Genomic DNA, 17,450 nt, shown 5'->3' on the forward strand with positions numbered 1-17,450 from the left:
TTTAGCCGCCCGACGGAGTGCGCCCTAAAGTCACAGGCTTGGTTACTTGGACTTTTCCAGGTAGCGGAAGAAGTCGCTGCTTGGGTCCAGCACCATGACGTCAGTTTTGTTCGCGAAGCTTTCACGGTAGGCACGCAGGCTACGGTAGAACGCGTAGAACTCCTGGTCCTGGCCGTAAGCCTTGGCGTAGATCGCCGCAGCTTGGGCGTCGCCGTCACCACGGGCCTCTTCAGACTCGCGATAAGCCTCTGCCAGCAGTACACGGCGCTGACGATCGGCATCCGCACGGATACCTTCAGCCAACTCGTTACCTTTGGCGCGATGCTCACGGGCTTCACGCTCACGCTCAGTGCTCATACGTTCGAACACGCTGCGGTTCACTTCCTTCGGCAGGTCGATGGCCTTGACCCGAACATCGACTACTTCGATGCCCAGCTCTTTTTCTGCCATCGTGTTCAGCGAACGGGTGATGTCAGCCATCAGCGCATCACGTTCACCGGATACCACCTCGTGCAGGGTGCGCTTACCAAACTGGTCACGCAGGCCCGATTCCAGACGGCGCGACAAACGCTCGTCGGCAATCTGCTTGAGGCCGGAAGTCGCGGTGTAGAAGCGCTCGGCATCCTTGACGCGCCACTTGGCGTAGGCGTCAACCATCACGGCTTTCTTTTCCAGGGTCAGGAAGCGTTGCGTCGGTGCATCCAGGGTCATCAGGCGGCCGTCGAACTTGCGCACCTGGTTCACGTAGGGGACTTTCACATGCAGGCCCGGCTGGACATCCGCCTGCACCACACGACCGAATTGCAGCAACACCGCGCGCTCGGTCTGAGACACGATGTAGAAGCAGTTCCAGGCAGCGATGACCACGACGACGCCCACAATCAGGGCGGTCAGCGATTTATTGCTCATCAACGACTCTCCCTGGTACGTGTTTGCTGTTGCAGCAAGTCAGCGGCTGCACGGGCGCTCGCTTCGTTGGCGGCGGCATTCGAGCTGCTGGACGGTGCGCTGGTGCCGCTACGACCACCTTCGATCATCTTGTCCAGCGGCAGGTACAGCAGGTTGTTCTGCCCACCTTTGCTGCCGGTCACGAGAACCTTGCTCGTGTTGCTGAAGACTTCCTGCATGGTGTCCAGGTACAGACGCTCACGCGTGACTTCCGGAGCCTTGCGGTACTCGGCAACCAGTTTGGTGAAGCGGTCAGCCTCACCCTTGGCGCGGGAGACCACTTCGTCGCGGTAACCGTTGGCATCTTCAAGGATACGCTGGGCCTGACCACGGGCTTCCGGCACGACGCCGTTGGCGTAGGTTTCAGCCTGGTTGCGCGAACGCTGCTCGTCTTCACGGGCGCGGATCACGTCATCAAAGGCTTCCTGCACTTCGCGCGGTGCAGCTGCGCTTTGTACGTTCACCTGAGTCACCGTGATGCCGGTGCGATAGGTATCGAGGAACCGTTGCAGGCGCTCCTTGATTTCGCTGGCCATCAATTCACGACCTTCGGTCAGCACCTGGTCCATGGCGGTGGAACCCACCACGTGGCGCAGGGCGCTTTCGGTAGCGTGTTGCAGGCTGATTTCCGGCTGATCAACGTTCAGCACGAAATCCTGCAGGTTGCTGATCTTGTACTGCACGGTCAGCGGCACTTCGACGATGTTCTCGTCTTCGGTCAGCATCTGGCCCTGCTTGGTGTAGGCACGCTCACGCGTGACGTTCTCCATGTACTTCTTGTCGATCGGCGGGAAATAGATGTTCAGGCCCGGTCCGACAGTCTCGTAGTACTTGCCGAAGCGCAGCACCACGGCTTGCTCCTGCTCGTCGACTACGTACACAGCGCTGTACAGCCACACGGCTGCGAGCACGACAAGCCCGAGGCCCAGCAGGCCATAGCCGCCGCCCCTGCTTGTGCGACCGCCGTCGTCACCGCCACCACGTTTTTTTCCACCACCGAACAACCCATTCAGGCTTTCCTGCAGCTTTCGGAAGGCCTCGTCGAGATCTGGTGGCCCCTTGCGGTCGCCATTATTGCGGCGTTTACCACCCCAAGGATCCTGATTATTCGAGTTGCCACCCGGCTCATTCCAAGCCATAGCGCTCTCCATCTGATAAAGCAAAGACGCACCCACGGCGCGCCGACCAATGCTACAGAATGCCTGCTACTGCGGCACAACCGCTTTCGGAGGCTTTTATTGCAAAGTGTGTTGTTCGATGAACTCTGTCGGTACCACACCTTCACGGCTGACCAGCCGATTCAGCTCCGAGCGCGGCAATCGAACGGCCAGCAAGCTGACACCTTCTTCGTCGTATTCTTCTTTCTGTACGGCGCCCAGTTCGAAAAACTGTGCACGCAGTCGAGCAAAACGTTGCGGCAAGCGCAAGGTGCCGACAAACAAATCGCTGCCCAGCAACTCGGCAATCGCCTGTTCAAGCAACTCCAGGCCACTGCCATCGCGTGCCGACAGCCAAACCCGCTGGGGCTTGCCGTCTTCATCGCGCTGGATTTGCGGCTCGACACCCTCAAGCAAATCGAGTTTGTTATAGACCTCGAGGATCGGCAAGTCTTGTGCACCAATCTCGCCCAGCACCACCATCACCTGCTCGATCTGCAACATGCGATCCGGTTCGGCCGCATCGATCACGTGCAACAGCAGGTCGGAATTGCTCGACTCTTCGAGCGTAGACCGAAATGCTTCGACCAGCTTGTGGGGCAGATGACGAATGAAACCTACGGTGTCGGCCAAGACAATCGGCCCCAGGTCGTCGATGTCCAGACGGCGCAGGGTCGGGTCGAGGGTGGCGAACAGTTGGTCGGCCGCGTACACGTCCGATTTCGTCACGTTGTTGAACAGCGTGGATTTGCCGGCGTTGGTATAGCCCACCAGGGACACGGTAGGGATATCCGCACGCGAGCGACCACGGCGTGATTGTTCGCGCTGGCTGCGTACTTTTTCCAGGCGGCCCTTGATCTGGCGCAGGCGCACCCGCAGCAGACGACGGTCGGTTTCCAGCTGGGTCTCACCGGGGCCGCGCATGCCGATGCCACCACCCTGACGCTCAAGGTGAGTCCAGCCACGCACCAGCCGGGTGCTCATGTGGTCAAGCTGGGCCAGTTCTACCTGGAGCTTGCCTTCATGGGTACGGGCGCGCTGGGCGAAAATATCGAGAATCAGACCGGTGCGGTCGATCACGCGACACTCGAAAACACGTTCGAGGTTACGTTCCTGACTGGGCGTAAGGGTGTGATTGAAGATCACCAGATCGGCTTCTTCGGCGTGAACCAGGTCGCGCAATTCCTCGACCTTGCCGCTGCCAATCAGGTATTTGGCGGTTGGCCGATGACGCGGTACGTTAAAAAACGCAACGGTCTCGGCGCCGGCCGAATTTGCCAACTCCTGAAACTCCTGCGGATCTTCGCGCGCCTCAGGGTCCTGTCCATCCAAGTGAACGAGGATTACTCGCTCACCACCACCGTGGCGCTCAAAGAACAAAGGAGACTCCTATCAGGCGTTACCTGGCTCAGCGTCACCCTGTTCATCACCTGCTGCGCTAGGCAGACGGATTGGACGAACTGGAACGACTGTCGAGATAGCGTGCTTGTAAACCATCTGGCTGACGGTGTTTTTCAGCAGGATCACGAACTGGTCGAACGACTCGATCGTGCCTTGCAGCTTGATACCGTTGACCAGGTAGATGGAAACCCCAACTTTCTCTTTACGTAAAGTATTCAAGTAAGGGTCTTGTAGCGAATGCCCTTTTGACATGTGCCGCACTCCTTTAAGGATCAATAATAAAATTCGGAAAATAGATAGCTCATGGCCGTCACACCCCCAAGGATAGACGGCAATTGCAAGGACTCAGCTCAATATGGAGACCGATCCCAAGTATTTCAAGGCGCGTGACAGATTGTCGCTGTCCAGGCTGTCCAACCAGTGCAAATCGCTCCAGCTGCGCAGCCAGGTGAACTGGCGCTTCGCCAATTGGCGCGTGGCAATGATGCCGCGCTCCTGCATTTCGGCTGACGTCAGCTTGCCATCCAGGTGTTCCCAGACTTGGCGGTAGCCAACAGCACGTATCGAAGGCAACCCGGCATGCAGGTCACCTCTGGAACGCAGTGCTACGACCTCGTCCACAAACCCCTGTTCCAACATAATTGTGAATCTTTGTGCAATTCGTTCATGCAACACCTGGCGATTTGCCGGAGCAATGGCCAGGTTCGCCACAGTATAGGGCAATTGTGACTGTCCAGATGCGCCTGCGTCAGCACTTTGCGCAGTTTGTTTCAGCCTGTGTTCAGTCATGGTCTGGCCACTCACCCGCCAAACTTCCAGGGCGCGACTGAGGCGCTGGGGGTCATTGGGGTGAATGCGCGCAGCGGAAACCGGGTCGACTGCCGCCAACTGGTCGTGCAGGACTTGCCAGCCAAGGCGTGCAGCCTCTTCTTCAATTTCGCCGCGCACCTGGGCGTCGGCCGCTGGCATATCCGCCAAGCCTTCCTGCAAAGCCTTGTAATAGAGCATCGTACCGCCCACCAGCAGCGGAATATTGCCCCGCGCGGTGATTTCGGCCATGGCGGCCAGGGCATCGGTACGGAAATCGGCGGCGGAATAGCTCTCGGCCGGGTCGATGATGTCAATCAACCGGTGCGGATACTGGGCCAACAGTTCTTTTGAAGGCTTGGCCGTGCCGATGTCCATGTCCCGGTAAACCAGGGCAGAGTCGACGCTGATCAGCTCGCAGGGCAGCACTTTGGTCAGCTCGATGGCCAGGTCGGTCTTGCCGGCGGCCGTAGGGCCCATCAGGAAGATGGCGGGGGGCAAGGCGCTCATCAACGGCCGCGCAAAAACAGTTTGTCCAAGTCATCCAGGCCCATTTGGGTCCAGGTCGGTCGGCCATGGTTGCATTGCCCGCTGCGCTCGGTGTTCTCCATGTCGCGCAGCAAACCGTTCATTTCCGGCAACGCCAGGCGGCGGTTGGCGCGGATTGCACCGTGGCAGGCCATGGTACCGAGCAGTTCGTTGATATGTGCCTGGATGCGGTCGCTGGTGCCGTATTCCATCAGGTCGGCCAGTACGTCGGCGACCAGGCGGTTGGCTTCGGCTTGCTTGAGCAGCGCGGGAATCTGGCGAATAGCCAGGGTTTCCGGGCCCAGGCGTTGCAGTTCGAAACCCAGCTTCTGGAATACGCTGTGGTGTTCCTCGGCGCAATCGGCTTCACGCTGGCTCACCGCCAGGGACTCCGGCACCAACAACGGCTGGCCGCTCAGACCTTCACTGGCCATGGCGATCTTCAATCGCTCGTACATGATTCGCTCGTGGGCGGCGTGCATGTCCACCAGCACCAGGCCGTGGGCGTTTTCGGACAGGATATAAATGCCCTTGAGCTGCGCCAGCGCATAACCCAGCGGCGGAATATCACCGCCACCTTCGGGCAACGCCACCGCGCCGGGCTCGGCACCCGGCAGCGGGGCAAAAAACTCGCGATAAGCGGCCTGAGCCTCAGCCACCGGCACTGTCGATTGCGGGCGTGGCGTGTATTGGTACTGGTACCCCGCGCCCGAACCGGAACCCGGCGCCGTATAGGAAGGCTGCGGCTGCGGCGATTGCAGCAGGTTGGCCGCCAGGCTCATTTCGCCCTGAGGCCCGAACTCGCCAGCCTCCGGACCGCTCGGCCTTACCACCGCCGTCACGATCGGCGCAGACAGTTGATCATCCGGGCGCACATCGCCCAAGGCGCGGTGCAGCGTGCCATAGAGGAAGTCATGCACCATGCGCCCGTCGCGGAAACGCACTTCGTGCTTGGTCGGGTGCACGTTGACGTCGACCACCGACGGGTCGACTTCAAAGAACAGCACAAACGTCGGGTGCCGCCCATTGAACAGCACATCGCGATACGCCTGGCGCACCGCGTGGGCCACCAGTTTGTCGCGTACCGCGCGGCCATTCACGAAGAAGTACTGCAAGTCCGCCTGACTGCGGGAGAAGGTCGGCAAACCCACCCAGCCCCACAGGCGCAAGCCATTGCGCTCGATTTCAATCGGCAGCGCCTGCTCCAGGAAACCCGCTCCGCAAATCGCAGATACACGCCGAGCGCGCGCGGCGTCGTCGTGGGCTTCGTGCAGGCTGAGGATGGTCTTGCCGTTGTGGCGTAAATGGAACGCCACATCAAAGCGCGCCAAGGCCAGACGCTTGATGACTTCTTGCAGGTGATCGAATTCGGTTTTTTCGGCCTTGAGGAATTTGCGTCGCGCTGGCGTGTTGAAAAACAGGTCGCGAACTTCAACCGACGTGCCCACCGGGTGCGCGGCCGGCTGCACACGAGGCGCCATATCACGGCCTTCGGTTTCCACCTGCCAGGCCTGCTCGGCGCTGCGGGTGCGCGAAGTCAGGGTCAGGCGCGCCACGGAGCTGATGGACGCCAATGCCTCACCGCGAAAACCCAGGCTCATCACCCGCTCGAGGTCTTCGAGGTCGCGAATCTTGCTGGTGGCGTGCCGAGCGAGGGCCAGCGGCAGGTCGTCCGAAGAGATGCCGCTGCCGTCGTCACGCACCCGCAGCAGCTTGACCCCACCTTGCTCCACGTCGACATCAATGCGCTTGGCGCCGGAGTCGATGCTGTTTTCCAGCAACTCCTTGATCACCGACGCCGGGCGCTCAACCACCTCACCTGCCGCAATCTGGTTGGCGAGGCGCGGGCTGAGCAGCTCGATACGCGAGCCGCTGTTCAATAAGGATTCGCTCATTACTGCGCCGCCAATTCAGTGCCAGGGATGGTCAACACCTGGCCAACTTTCAACTCATCGGTCTTCAGGTTATTGGCGCTGCGCAAGGTCGCGGCCGATACCTGGAAACGCACGGCCAGCATGGCCAGGGTGTCACCAGGCTGCACGCGATGGTCACGCGGGCCCTGGGCGATTTTGCCGGAATCACGCAGCCAGGCAATGTAGGTGCCCGGCGGCGGGTTCTGCTGGAAGAATTGGCGAATACCGGCGCTGATCGAACGCGCCAATGCCTGCTGGTGGCTGGCGCTGGCCAGTTTCGAGGCTTCGTTGGAGTTGGAAATAAACCCGGTTTCCACCAGGATCGACGGGATATCCGGCGACTTCAACACCATGAACCCGGCCTGCTCCACGCGCTGCTTGTGCAGGGACGTCACGCGGCCAATGTTGCTGAGGACTTTTTGGCCGACGTTCAAGCTGGACGTCAGCGAAGCGGTCATCGACAGGTCGAGCAGCACACCGGCGAGCATTTTGTCCTTGTCGTCGAGGGACACGTTGCCGGCCCCGCCGATCAAGTCGGAACGGTTTTCACTGTCCGCCAGCCAGCGTGCGGTTTCGGACGTAGCGCCACGATCGGACAAGGCAAACACCGAGGCACCGAAGGCCGCGGTCGACGGTGCGGCGTCGGCGTGGATCGACACAAACAGGTCGGCGCCCTTCTTGCGGGCGATTTCGGTACGGCCACGCAGCGGGATGAAGTAGTCACCGGTACGGGTCAGCTCGGCGCGATAGCCTTTCATGCCGTTAACCTGGCGCTGCAGTTCACGGGCGATAGCCAGTACCACGTCTTTTTCATGCTGGCCGCGCGAGCCGGAAGCGCCCGGGTCTTCACCGCCGTGACCGGCGTCGATCACCACGATAATGTCGCGCTTGCCCGCAGGCGCCGGTGGTGGTGGCGGCAACTTGACCTGCGGCTGCGACGGGTTGACCGGCACGGCCGGCACCGTCGCAACACTCGGCGGCGGCGCTGGCGGCGGGTTGGCATCGGCGGCGTTGTCGAACAGGTCGACCACCAATCGATTGCCGTATTGGGCGTTAGGTGCCAGGACAAAGCTTTTCGGGGTCACGGCCTTTTTCAGGTCGATGACCACACGCAGGTCCGTCGGCGTGCGCTGGGCCGAGCGCATCGAGGTGATCGGGGTATTAGCGGTGGATACTTTCAGCGGCGCGCCCAGGGTGGCGCCGTTGATGTCGATCACCAGGCGATCGGGCGCCGTCAGGGTAAAGACGCTGTGCTGGACCGGGCCAGACAGGTCGAACACCAGTCGCGTGTTATCCGGCGCTCGCCACAGGCGAACACTTTTCACCTGTGAAGCAGCCAGAGCATTGAAAGTCATTGCCGCAAGCAACACCCCTACGACAGCAACCATCGCGCGAAAGCGCATACCTAACCCCACCAATTTTATTTGAATTCCAATGCCAGGGCCGCGCACCAAGACTGGCCGCGCGTACTCTGGGGCAACAACTTCAGCTGACGTCCATGCTCATGCGGCGTAATGGTAATGGTCAGGTCCGGCTTTGGCAAAAAGCCTGTGCCTTTATCTGGCCACTCGATCAGGCACAGTGCATCTTCATCGAAGTAATCACGGATGCCCATGTACTCCAGCTCTTCGGGGTCGACCAGCCGATACAGGTCGAAGTGGAAGGCGCGAACCGTGCCGATCTCGTAGGGTTCGACCAAGGTGAACGTCGGGCTTTTTACTGCGCCCGTGTGGCCCAGCCCACGAATAATTCCCCGCGACAGCGTGGTTTTGCCCGCGCCCAGGTCGCCCTCAAGGAAAATCAGTCCCACGCCGGCCGTAACCTGTGCAATACGCTGACCCAACGCGACCATGGCGCCTTCATCAGCCAGAAAAAGGCTTACTTCAGACACGGCGACTGCTCCTCCAGCAATTGACGAATGGCGGGTATCAGGTCGCTGGCGGCCAGGCCGCGACCATAAGTGCCTTGGCGATCCCCTGCCGTAGCGTGCAACCACACGGCCAGGCAACTTGCCTCATAGGCAGGCATGCCTTGGGCCAGCAAGGCGCCCACCAAGCCGCTCAGCACATCACCCAAACCGGCCGTCGCCATTGCCGGGTGGCCTTGGTCACAGCGCGAAACACGGCCGTCCGGGCTGGCAATCAAACTGCCAGCACCCTTGAGGATAGCCACTGCATTGAATTTCTGGCTTAAAGCGCGCGCCACGTTAAGGCGATCGGCCTGAACCTCGGCTGTCGTGATGCCCATCAACCGCGCCGCCTCACCGGGATGCGGCGTGATTACGCTGTTGGCGGGCAGGTTTACACCGCCTGCGGCCAGCTGGTTCAAGGCATCGGCATCCCAGACCTGCGGCTGCCGGGCGTTGGCGGCAACAGACAGCAGGCTTTTGCCCCAGGACGCTGCACCCAGGCCGGGACCGATAACGATCACCGAAATTTTTTCCAGCAACCCCATCAACTGGTTGGCCGAACTGACGCCGACGGTCATGACTTCCGGCAAGCGCGCGAGTGCGGCTGGCACGTGTTCCGTGCGAGTCGCCAACGAAACCATGCCGGCGCCGCTGCGCAGAGCGCTTTCGGCACTCAACAGCGCAGCACCGCCAAAGCCATGGTCGCCGCCGATGACCAGCAGGTGGCCGAACTGGCCTTTATGGGCGTCCGGGGAACGTGCAGCCAGTTGCGGCAAATGGCCGTGCAACAGCGGCTGTACGTCGGTAATTGTGTGTTTTGTCTGCGGCATGCGTCTTCAAGCTCCGATGTCTGGCAGAATTATACGCATCTAACCTGTGGTTTCCCGTGTCTCATGCCCGCAATTACCTCCGATCTGCCCGCCCTCGCCCAATCGATCAAAGACTGGGGCCGCGAGCTGGGCTTTCAACAAGTCGGCATCAGCGGCCTGGACCTGGCCGAGCATGAGCAGCACCTGCAACGCTGGCTCGACGCGGGCTACCACGGCGAGATGGACTACATGGGCGCCCATGGCAGCAAACGCTCGCACCCCGATGAACTGGTGCCGGGCACGCTGCGCGTGGTGTCGCTGCGCATGGATTATCTGCCAGGCGACACACAAATGGCGCAGTTGCTGGCCAAGCCAGAAAAAGCCTACATCTCCCGTTACGCCCTGGGCCGCGATTACCACAAGCTGATCCGCAAGCGCGTGCAGCAACTGGCCGACCGCATCCAGGCACAGATCGGCCCGTTTGGCTTTCGCGCCTTTGTCGACAGCGCGCCCGTTTTGGAAAAAGCCATTGCCGAACAAGCCGGCCTGGGCTGGATCGGCAAAAACACCCTGGTGCTCAATCGCAAGGCCGGCAGCTATTTCTTTTTGAGCGAACTGTTTGTCGATTTGCCCTTGCCGGTGGACGCGCCCCACGCCACCGAGCATTGCGGCCGCTGCACCGCCTGCCTGGATATCTGCCCCACCAATGCCTTCGTCGGCCCTTATGTGCTCGACGCGCGGCGCTGCATTTCCTACCTGACCATCGAACTCAAGAGCGCGATCCCCCAGGACCTGCGCCCACTGATCGGCAATCGGGTATTCGGCTGCGATGACTGTCAGATCGTTTGCCCGTGGAATCGTTTCGCCCGACCCACTGCCGAAAGCGATTTCAAGCCACGGCACAATCTGGATAACGCAGAACTGGCCGAATTGTTTATGTGGGACGAGGATAAATTCCTCAGCAGCACCGAAGGCTCGCCCCTGCGTCGCGCCGGTTATGAGCGCTGGCTGCGCAACCTGGCAGTGGGCCTGGGCAATGCGCCATCAAGCATTCCGGTGCTCGAAGCCTTGAAAGCACGTCGCGATTACCCGTCCGAACTGGTGCGCGAACATGTGGAATGGGCGCTGAACCAGCACGCTACGCGCTAGTGCACGTCGTCGTTGTAGACGAATTTGGGCATTTCCCAGTGAAAACGGATCGCCAGCAGGCGCAGCAGAAAACCGCTGAATAGCGTCAGCAGAATCGCCTGCTCGCTGGGCAGTTGCAGATACAGGCACAGCATGTAGAACCAGGCAGCGAGAAACGACACGCTGGCGTACAGCTCGCGGCGAAAGATCAGCGGGATGTCGTTACAGAAGATATCGCGCAGGATGCCGCCGAATACGCCCGTGATCACGCCGCTGACCGAAGCCACCAACATGCCGTGGCCCATCTCCAACGCAGTCATGCAGCCGATCAGGGTAAACGCCACCAAGCCCAAGGCATCCAGCGCCAGAAACAGCGAGCGCAAGCGGCGCATCAGCGGCGCGATAAAGATCGTCACCAGTGCTGCGATGGAGGTCAACACCAGGTATTCCGGGTGTTTGACCCAGGTCAGCGGGTAATGCCCCAGCAGCACATCGCGCACCGAACCACCGCCCAGTGCGGTGACGCAGGCGATCAGCACTACGCCAAACCAGTCCATGCCACGGCGCCCGGCAGACAGCGCGCCGGTCATGGCTTCGGCGGTGATGGCGACGAGGTAGAGCATCAACAGCATGATGGCGATCCTTGCGAATAGGCGCGCATTCTAATCATTGGGTGATGGCACCAAAAGGGGGCGCATGGCGAAAGACCATGTCGACAGCATCGCAGGCAAGCCAGCTCCCACATTTGAATGTGTTCACAAGTCAAAGTGTGGGAGCTGGCTTGCCTGCGATGGGGCCAAAGCAGGCGCCACAAATTCAAGCCTTGATGAAATGCTTGCGGTAATGCTGCAACTCGGCGATCGACTCGCGAATGTCATCCAGCGCCAAATGCGTGCTGCCCTTATGGAAGCTGTCCTTCACCTCCGGCGCCCAACGCGCCGCCAGCTCTTTGAGCGTGGACACGTCCAGGTTGCGATAGTGGAAGTAGCTTTCCAGCCCCTTCATGTGCGTATAAAGGAAGCGACGATCCTGGCAGATGCTGTTGCCGCAGATCGGCGACTTGCCCTTGGGCACCCACTTTTCCAGGAAAGCGATGGTTTCAGCTTCGGCGTCGCGCATGCTGATGCGGCTGTCGCGCACGCGCTGGGTCAGGCCGGAGTTGCCGTGGGTGCGGGTGTTCCACTCGTCCATGGTGGCCAGTACAGCGTCGCTGTGATGGATCGCGATCACCGGACCTTCGGCCAACGTATTGAGGTTGCTGTCGGTGACAATGGTCGCCATCTCGATGATGACGTCGGTGTCGGGGTTCAGACCGGTCATTTCCAGATCGATCCAAATCAGGTTCTGTGGGTTTTGCATGGCTTGATTCTCTTGGCCCTTGGCTTAGCTGCGCAGTTTAGCAGGCGGGGCGTGCTAGACTCGCGACCGTTTTACCCAACCTTTGCATTATCGACACGGAACACCAATGGCCAAACGCCAGCTCAATCGCCGCCAAAACTGGCGCATCGAAAAGATTCAAGGCGAACGCGCCGCTCGCGCCGCCAAACGTGAATCCTCCGCCGTGGAAGCGCTCGAGGGCGGCGACCTGGGCCCTGAACAAACGGGCCTGGTGATCGCGCACTTCGGCGTGCAGGTCGAAGTCGAGGCGCTCGAAGGCGAACTCGCAGGCTCGGTGTCCCGCTGCCACTTGCGCGCCAACCTGCCTGCGCTGGTCACCGGCGACAAGGTCGTGTGGCGTGCCGGCAACCAGGGCATCGGCGTGATCGTCGCCCAGTTGCCGCGCACCACCGAACTGCGCCGCCCCGACAGCCGTGGCCAGCTCAAGCCGGTGGCGGCCAACGTCGACATGATCGTGATCGTGTTCGCGCCGCTGCCCGAGCCGCACGCCAACCTGATCGACCGCTACCTGGTCGCAGCCGAGCACGCCGGTATTCGCCCGCTGCTGCTGCTGAACAAATTCGACCTGATCGACGAACAGAACGCCCCGGCGCTCAATGCGTTGCTGGCGGTCTACCGCACCCTGGGTTACCCGGTACTGGAAGTGTCTGCGCATCACGGCAATGGCATGGAACAGCTGCAACAGCAGTTGGACGGACGCATCAGCGTGTTCGTCGGCCAGTCGGGCGTGGGCAAGTCATCGCTGGTCAACAGCCTGCTGCCGGAAGTCGACACCCGTGTCGGCCCGCTGTCGGAACTGTCCGGCCAGGGTACCCACACCACCACCACCGCGCGGCTGTTCCACTTCCCCGGCGGCGGTGAGTTGATCGACTCCCCAGGCATCCGTGAATTCGGCCTCGGCCACGTCAGCCGCAGCGATGTGGAAGCAGGCTTTATCGAGTTCAACGACCTGATCGGCACCTGCCGCTTCCGCGACTGCAAACACGACCGCGAGCCGGGCTGTGCGTTGCTCAAGGCCCTGGAAGATGGGCGTGTGCAGCAGCAGCGAATGAACAGCTATCGGTCGATTATTGCGAGCTTGCCGGAGAGCAGCTACTAACGATCCACTTCTTGATACACATAAACCAGTGTACTGAGGCCCCTAGTCCATTGATTTAATAGGAGCAGGCATCAAGAATCCGGACCAACTGGGTGGCTCATACGCACAAGCCAGCTTGTATTCGGATTTCTCGATGCGCATAATTGCTCCGTCACCAGCGAAAGCTGGCAGGAGTCTGGATCCTTTTCGGGGTTGATCCAGCGGCGCAGAAGGGGCGAAGCAAGCTCCACTGCGCGTCGAATGAAGCCGCCTTCGGGCGGCTTTGCTTTTTGTGGGGCATTAACATTTGGCTCTCTACTATCACCCCAAACAAGGCGATGTGCTGCTCTGCGACTTCACCCGAGGCTTTGTGGCGCCGGAAATGCTGAAGATCCGCAAGGTCGTGGTGATATCGCCCACTGCTACTCACAACCGCAAGCTGTGTACCGTAGTGCCCATATCTTCTACCGCTCCCGATATTCAGTACGACTGGCATCACTTGCTGCGCACCAACCCACTTCAATCCGACGGCTATAAAGAGCTATGGGTGAAGTGCGACATGATTTACACCGTCAGCTTCGAGCGTCTCGACAAACTGCACAGAAAGACTCGCTCCAAGGGCCGGGAGTACTTCGTGCCGCGCCGGTGCGTGGAGGACATGCAAGGTGTCATCAGCGGCGTCAAAGCCTACCTTCCTCTCTGAACACAAATGAAAACGCCCCGACAAAGTCGGGGCGTTTTCATTTACAACCAACAAAGACCGCTTACGAACCCGGCGCCGGCGCAGGCGCCGTCGGGTCTTTCACCCCGCCGTCATCAAATAGGTTCAGCTTCTGCCGCAGTTCATGGGCCGGCAGCGGCTCCTGCCCGGGCGGAATGGCATTCGGATCGGCCGGCACTTCACCCGGTGCGCCTTCGCCCTGGGTCGGTGCCGCAGGGGGTGGCTGGTCACCTTCAATCGCACGCTGGGCTTTTTTAGTCAGCACGACGATATCGATACGGCGGTTGATCGGGTTGAACGGGTCTTTGGGGTCAAACAACTGCGAGGAAGCAAAACCTACCACGCGTGCCACTTGCGGGTCGGGATAGCTGCCCGCCACCAGCGCACGGCGGGCGGCGTTGGCGCGGTTGGCCGAAAGCTCCCAGTTGCCGAAGTCGCCCTGGCCCGCATAGGGCTTGGCGTCGGTATGACCGCTGATGCTGATCTTGTTCGGCACCGCCTTGATGGTGTCGGCCATGGCCAGCAGGATGTCTTCAAAGTACGGTTTCAAGCGCGCACTGCCGGAATCGAACATCGGCCGATTGGCCGCATCGGTGATCTGGATGCGCAAGCCTTCGGGGGTGATCTCGAAGGAAATCTGATCCTTGAATTTCAGCAGCTGCGGGTTTTCTTCGACCTTGGTCTGCAGCTCTTGCAGCAGCAATTCCAGGCGCTCTTTCTCGACCTGCTCGGCCATGCTCTCGACGGTGTCGCGCTCGATCGGGATGTTTTCCTGCGGCGACTCGGTCTTGACCTCGGGATTGATGGTGCGCTCAGGCGCCAGTTGTGGCGAGCCGCCCAGGTCGATCACGAAGGGCGTGCCGCTTTCCGAAAAGCCAATCGGGTCTTTGAAGTAACCGGCGATGGCAATCTTCTGTTCCGGCGTGGCGGTCGACATCAGCCACAGCACCAGGAAGAACGCCATCATCGCCGTGGCAAAGTCGGCGAAGGCGATTTTCCAGGCACCGCCATGGTGCCCCGCAGCGAAGCGCTTGACGCGCTTGATGATTATCGGCTGGTTGTTTTCCATGGCTTAGCGACCGCGAACCGCTTGTTCCAGCTCGGCAAAACTTGGGCGATGTTTCGGGTACAGCACCTTGCGCCCGAACTCCACCGCCAGCGATGGCGGCATGCCGGAAGCAGAGGCTACCAGGCTGGCCTTGATCGATTCGTACAGGTTGATTTCTTCCTTGGCGTCATGGGCCAGGGACGTGGCCAGCGGGCCGAAGAAGCCGTAGGCCGCGAGGATACCGAAGAAGGTCCCGACGAGCGCCGCACCCACGTGCATGCCGATGGCGGCCTGGTCGCCTTCGCCCAGGGAGGCCATGGTCACCACAATACCGAGTACCGCCGCGACGATACCAAAACCGGGCATGCCGTCGGCGATGCCGGTCACGGCGTGGGACGGGTGCTCCAGCTCTTCTTTAAGGCTGAACAGCTCCATGTCGAACAGCCCTTCCAGCTCATGGGGGGCCATGTTGCCGGAGGACATGATGCGCAGGTAGTCACAGATGTAGGCGGTCATGCGCTCATCTTTGAGCACGGCCGGGTACTTGGCGAAAATCGGGCTGGCGGCAGCGTCTTCGATATCGCCTTCGATGGCCATCATGCCTTCGCGGCGGCTCTTGTTGAGGATCTCGTAGACCAGCCCCAGCACCTCGAGATAAAAGGTGTGAGAGAAGCGCGAGCTGAACATGCCCAGCGACTTCTTGATCACATGCATGGTCATGTAGCCGGGGTTGGCCTGCAGGAACGCACCAAACGCGGCGCCGCCGATGATCAACACTTCGAAGGGCTGGATCAGCGCGGCAATTTTACCGTGGGACAGGACGTACCCACCGAGCACACTTGCGATGACGACGATGATGCCGATAATTTTAGCCATAGGAGATTGGTACTTGCGCCGTCGGGTTCATGGACATAGTGGGTGCTGCAGAAAACTCTTGTTCTACTTATCGGCAAAACTGCGCCAGACTATAGCCCGTTAAGGCGAAAAACCAATTCGGCCCGTTCCGGGTGTGTTGAACGCAAGTGATGATCGCGCCCCAATCATGGCAAACGAAACGACAGTTCCAAATACAAAACCCACCACCCTCGCCGCTTGGATCAAGCGCCTGGACGATGTGCTGCTGCCTGTTCCTCAGGCTAGTCACGAACGCGTGTGCAAGGCCATCCGCGACAGCCGTAGTTCATTGCGAGATATTGCCGAGCTGATGCAAAACAGCCCGGCGCTGGTGCTCAGTGTGATGCGCGAGGCCAACAGCCAGGCGCACGGCAGCCTGTCGGGGCCGGCAGAAAACCTCGAAGTGGCGCTGAACCGCCTGGGCCTCAAACGCGCCGAAGAATTGCTCGCGCGTCTGCCCTCGGTGCCGGAAAAAGACATTCCGGTGGCCTTGCGCCAACTGCTGCTGGTGAGCCAGCACGCCTCACAGCAAGCCAACGGTTTGTTCGCCAGCCGCCTGGCGCGGCTGTGGCAAGACATCCACTGGGGCAGCCTGCTGTTCCTGTCGCCACTGTGGCCGCTGGCCGTGGCCTACCCCAAGCTTCTGGAAGAATGGGAACTGCGGGTCATCCACAAAGGCCAGTCGGCGCGCAAGGTCGAGCAGGCACTGTTCGGTGTACGTTTGCTCGACCTGTGCCTGGGCTTGACCGAAGCCTGGCACCTGCCGATCTGGGTGTCCTATGGCTACAACCTGCTGCTGACCGAGCAGCGCCTGCTGGTCAAGACGCTGCACATCGCCCGCGAAGACGACGCGCTGCGCCAACAGCAATTGCTCGATGCCGAACCCAACCTGCGGCGCTGGTTGAACCAACCCGCCAACACCGTGCTGCTGGCCAACGGCCTGGCAATGTCGGCCCAGGAATCCTGGACCTGCCCGCACACCGAGCGCTGGCAGTACCTCACCGCGCTGTACCTGCAAGCGCCGCTGTGTGACGTGCAGCAGCAGGCTCACCAACAAGCGGTGACCAGCGCGCGCACCACCTTGATGCCGGACCTGTGGCACCCGGCGCTGTCACTGATCTGGCCGTGGCATGTGCAGAAGGTCCATCGCGGCCTGCTGCCCGCACCGCCGCCTACGGCCGAATCCTTGGCCGTGTGGCGCAAGCGCTGTACCGAATTGCTGGTCGAGCCGAGCCGCTTTGCCAACGCCATGCACTTGACCACCTGCGCCAGGGAAGCCTTGGTCGCCAGTGGCATGCAGCGGGTTTTACTGTTTATGGCCGACCGCGCCCTGAGTACCTTGCGTGTGCATCAGGCCGATGGCTTGCCCAAGGACGCTGCCAACCTGAGCCTGGACGTCGTCAACAGCACGCTGCTGCAGCGCCTGCTGGAAAAGTCCGCCCAGGTGCGCCTCACGCCAGACAATCACGCGCAATTTTCCGCGTTGCTGCCGCCGATCCTGCGCCGCTGGTTTACCGGTGAACACCTGCTGCTACGCTCTCTGAGCTGCAATGGCCGCGTGGTGATGCTGATGGTCGCCGACCAGGGCGGCGGGCCGTTCTCGGAAACCACCGTGCAGGCTTTCGGCAAAACCGCTCAATGCATCGAGAAAGCGCTGCACAGCTTTACCAACCGCAGCGCCTGATGCTTGCGCTACAATCGCGCTCTTTTA

17 protein-coding genes are annotated in these 17,450 nt (G+C 60.8%); 4 read left to right on the plus strand and 13 right to left on the minus strand.

Annotation, left to right across the window (positions count from 1 at the left end; translation table 11 throughout):
• Nucleotides 1-42: 42 nt before the first annotated feature.
• The 9 genes from hflC to QF043_RS26125 all read right to left on the minus strand — a co-directional run bounded on the left by hflC (nucleotide 43) and on the right by QF043_RS26125 (nucleotide 9,493).
• Nucleotides 43-909 carry a protease modulator HflC gene (gene hflC, locus QF043_RS26085; RefSeq protein WP_017138460.1) on the minus strand — a complete coding sequence of 289 codons (867 nt, stop codon included), beginning with the start codon at nucleotides 907-909 and terminating at the stop codon, nucleotides 43-45.
• On the minus strand, nucleotides 909-2,087 hold the full coding sequence (gene hflK / locus QF043_RS26090) for an FtsH protease activity modulator HflK (protein WP_307420694.1): 1,179 nt from the start codon (nucleotides 2,085-2,087) through the stop codon (nucleotides 909-911). Before hflK ends, hflC begins: the two co-directional genes overlap by 1 nt.
• Nucleotides 2,088-2,183: 96 nt before the next feature.
• Nucleotides 2,184-3,485: a ribosome rescue GTPase HflX gene (gene hflX, locus QF043_RS26095; protein ID WP_017138462.1), complete on the minus strand. Its 1,302-nt coding sequence runs from the start codon at nucleotides 3,483-3,485 to the stop codon at nucleotides 2,184-2,186.
• Between the two features lie 12 nt (nucleotides 3,486-3,497).
• Complete coding sequence (gene hfq, locus QF043_RS26100) at nucleotides 3,498-3,758, minus strand: RNA chaperone Hfq (RefSeq protein ID WP_003188059.1); 261 nt, start codon at nucleotides 3,756-3,758, stop codon at nucleotides 3,498-3,500.
• Between the two features lie 93 nt (nucleotides 3,759-3,851).
• Nucleotides 3,852-4,823 (minus strand): tRNA (adenosine(37)-N6)-dimethylallyltransferase MiaA, encoded by a 972-nt coding sequence (miaA, locus tag QF043_RS26105; protein WP_307420695.1) that lies wholly within the window; start codon nucleotides 4,821-4,823, stop codon nucleotides 3,852-3,854.
• Nucleotides 4,823-6,736 carry a DNA mismatch repair endonuclease MutL gene (gene mutL / locus QF043_RS26110; RefSeq protein ID WP_058422430.1) on the minus strand — a complete coding sequence of 638 codons (1,914 nt, stop codon included), beginning with the start codon at nucleotides 6,734-6,736 and terminating at the stop codon, nucleotides 4,823-4,825. The genes miaA and mutL overlap by 1 nt, the downstream gene beginning before the upstream one ends.
• Complete coding sequence (locus QF043_RS26115; protein WP_099487906.1) at nucleotides 6,736-8,157, minus strand: N-acetylmuramoyl-L-alanine amidase; 1,422 nt, start codon at nucleotides 8,155-8,157, stop codon at nucleotides 6,736-6,738. Before QF043_RS26115 ends, mutL begins: the two co-directional genes overlap by 1 nt.
• Nucleotides 8,158-8,174: 17 nt before the next feature.
• Complete coding sequence (gene tsaE, locus QF043_RS26120; protein WP_307420696.1) at nucleotides 8,175-8,645, minus strand: tRNA (adenosine(37)-N6)-threonylcarbamoyltransferase complex ATPase subunit type 1 TsaE; 471 nt, start codon at nucleotides 8,643-8,645, stop codon at nucleotides 8,175-8,177.
• A complete protein-coding gene (locus QF043_RS26125; protein WP_307420697.1) occupies nucleotides 8,633-9,493 on the minus strand; it encodes an NAD(P)H-hydrate dehydratase in 861 nt (286 codons plus the stop codon). Before QF043_RS26125 ends, tsaE begins: the two co-directional genes overlap by 13 nt.
• A gap of 63 nt (nucleotides 9,494-9,556) precedes the next feature.
• Between QF043_RS26125 and queG the strand changes: the two genes are divergently transcribed.
• Nucleotides 9,557-10,621, plus strand: a complete 1,065-nt coding sequence (queG, locus tag QF043_RS26130; protein ID WP_307420698.1) for a tRNA epoxyqueuosine(34) reductase QueG — start codon at nucleotides 9,557-9,559, stop codon at nucleotides 10,619-10,621.
• Here the strand turns inward: queG and QF043_RS26135 are convergent.
• The gene (locus tag QF043_RS26135) at nucleotides 10,618-11,235 is read right to left on the minus strand and encodes a trimeric intracellular cation channel family protein (protein ID WP_170039141.1); all 618 of its coding nucleotides are present in this window, start codon (nucleotides 11,233-11,235) and stop codon (nucleotides 10,618-10,620) included. The two genes, queG and QF043_RS26135, sit on opposite strands and share 4 nt — an antisense overlap.
• Before the next feature lie 181 nt (nucleotides 11,236-11,416).
• Nucleotides 11,417-11,959: an oligoribonuclease gene (gene orn / locus QF043_RS26140; RefSeq protein ID WP_056860533.1), complete on the minus strand. Its 543-nt coding sequence runs from the start codon at nucleotides 11,957-11,959 to the stop codon at nucleotides 11,417-11,419.
• 106 nt (nucleotides 11,960-12,065) lie between these two features.
• Between orn and rsgA the strand changes: the two genes are divergently transcribed.
• Both rsgA and QF043_RS26150 read left to right on the plus strand, forming a co-directional pair.
• On the plus strand, nucleotides 12,066-13,097 hold the full coding sequence (rsgA, locus tag QF043_RS26145) for a small ribosomal subunit biogenesis GTPase RsgA (RefSeq protein WP_003171340.1): 1,032 nt from the start codon (nucleotides 12,066-12,068) through the stop codon (nucleotides 13,095-13,097).
• A gap of 286 nt (nucleotides 13,098-13,383) precedes the next feature.
• Nucleotides 13,384-13,779: a type II toxin-antitoxin system PemK/MazF family toxin gene (locus tag QF043_RS26150; protein WP_307420700.1), complete on the plus strand. Its 396-nt coding sequence runs from the start codon at nucleotides 13,384-13,386 to the stop codon at nucleotides 13,777-13,779.
• 61 nt (nucleotides 13,780-13,840) lie between these two features.
• Here the strand turns inward: QF043_RS26150 and motB are convergent, their stop codons facing one another.
• Complete coding sequence (gene motB, locus QF043_RS26155) at nucleotides 13,841-14,866, minus strand: flagellar motor protein MotB (protein ID WP_200432027.1); 1,026 nt, start codon at nucleotides 14,864-14,866, stop codon at nucleotides 13,841-13,843.
• Between the two features lie 3 nt (nucleotides 14,867-14,869).
• Complete coding sequence (gene motA, locus QF043_RS26160; protein ID WP_307420701.1) at nucleotides 14,870-15,721, minus strand: flagellar motor stator protein MotA; 852 nt, start codon at nucleotides 15,719-15,721, stop codon at nucleotides 14,870-14,872.
• Between the two features lie 166 nt (nucleotides 15,722-15,887).
• Here motA and QF043_RS26165 point away from each other — a divergent pair, with 166 nt between their 5' ends.
• Complete coding sequence (locus QF043_RS26165; RefSeq protein ID WP_307420702.1) at nucleotides 15,888-17,423, plus strand: HDOD domain-containing protein; 1,536 nt, start codon at nucleotides 15,888-15,890, stop codon at nucleotides 17,421-17,423.
• Nucleotides 17,424-17,450 lie beyond the last annotated feature (27 nt).

The organism is Pseudomonas sp. W3I7, assembly GCF_030816095.1.
Classification (GTDB): domain Bacteria; phylum Pseudomonadota; class Gammaproteobacteria; order Pseudomonadales; family Pseudomonadaceae; genus Aquipseudomonas; species Aquipseudomonas salomonii.

Excerpts from the sequence above, each read along its gene's own strand:
- hflK (WP_307420694.1), bottom strand. The coding sequence starts at position 2,087 with ATGGCTTGGAATGAGCCGGGTGGCAACTCGAATAATCAGGATCCTTGG.
- QF043_RS26115 (WP_099487906.1), bottom strand. The coding sequence starts at position 8,157 with ATGCGCTTTCGCGCGATGGTTGCTGTCGTAGGGGTGTTGCTTGCGGCA.
- motA (WP_307420701.1), bottom strand. The coding sequence starts at position 15,721 with ATGGCTAAAATTATCGGCATCATCGTCGTCATCGCAAGTGTGCTCGGT.
- rsgA (WP_003171340.1), top strand. The coding sequence starts at position 12,066 with ATGGCCAAACGCCAGCTCAATCGCCGCCAAAACTGGCGCATCGAAAAG.
- hflC (WP_017138460.1), bottom strand. The coding sequence starts at position 909 with ATGAGCAATAAATCGCTGACCGCCCTGATTGTGGGCGTCGTCGTGGTC.
- orn (WP_056860533.1), bottom strand. The coding sequence starts at position 11,959 with ATGCAAAACCCACAGAACCTGATTTGGATCGATCTGGAAATGACCGGT.
- mutL (WP_058422430.1), bottom strand. The coding sequence starts at position 6,736 with ATGAGCGAATCCTTATTGAACAGCGGCTCGCGTATCGAGCTGCTCAGC.
- miaA (WP_307420695.1), bottom strand. The coding sequence starts at position 4,823 with ATGAGCGCCTTGCCCCCCGCCATCTTCCTGATGGGCCCTACGGCCGCC.
- QF043_RS26165 (WP_307420702.1), top strand. The coding sequence starts at position 15,888 with ATGGCAAACGAAACGACAGTTCCAAATACAAAACCCACCACCCTCGCC.
- motB (WP_200432027.1), bottom strand. The coding sequence starts at position 14,866 with ATGGAAAACAACCAGCCGATAATCATCAAGCGCGTCAAGCGCTTCGCT.
- hfq (WP_003188059.1), bottom strand. The coding sequence starts at position 3,758 with ATGTCAAAAGGGCATTCGCTACAAGACCCTTACTTGAATACTTTACGT.
- QF043_RS26125 (WP_307420697.1), bottom strand. The coding sequence starts at position 9,493 with ATGCCGCAGACAAAACACACAATTACCGACGTACAGCCGCTGTTGCAC.
- queG (WP_307420698.1), top strand. The coding sequence starts at position 9,557 with ATGCCCGCAATTACCTCCGATCTGCCCGCCCTCGCCCAATCGATCAAA.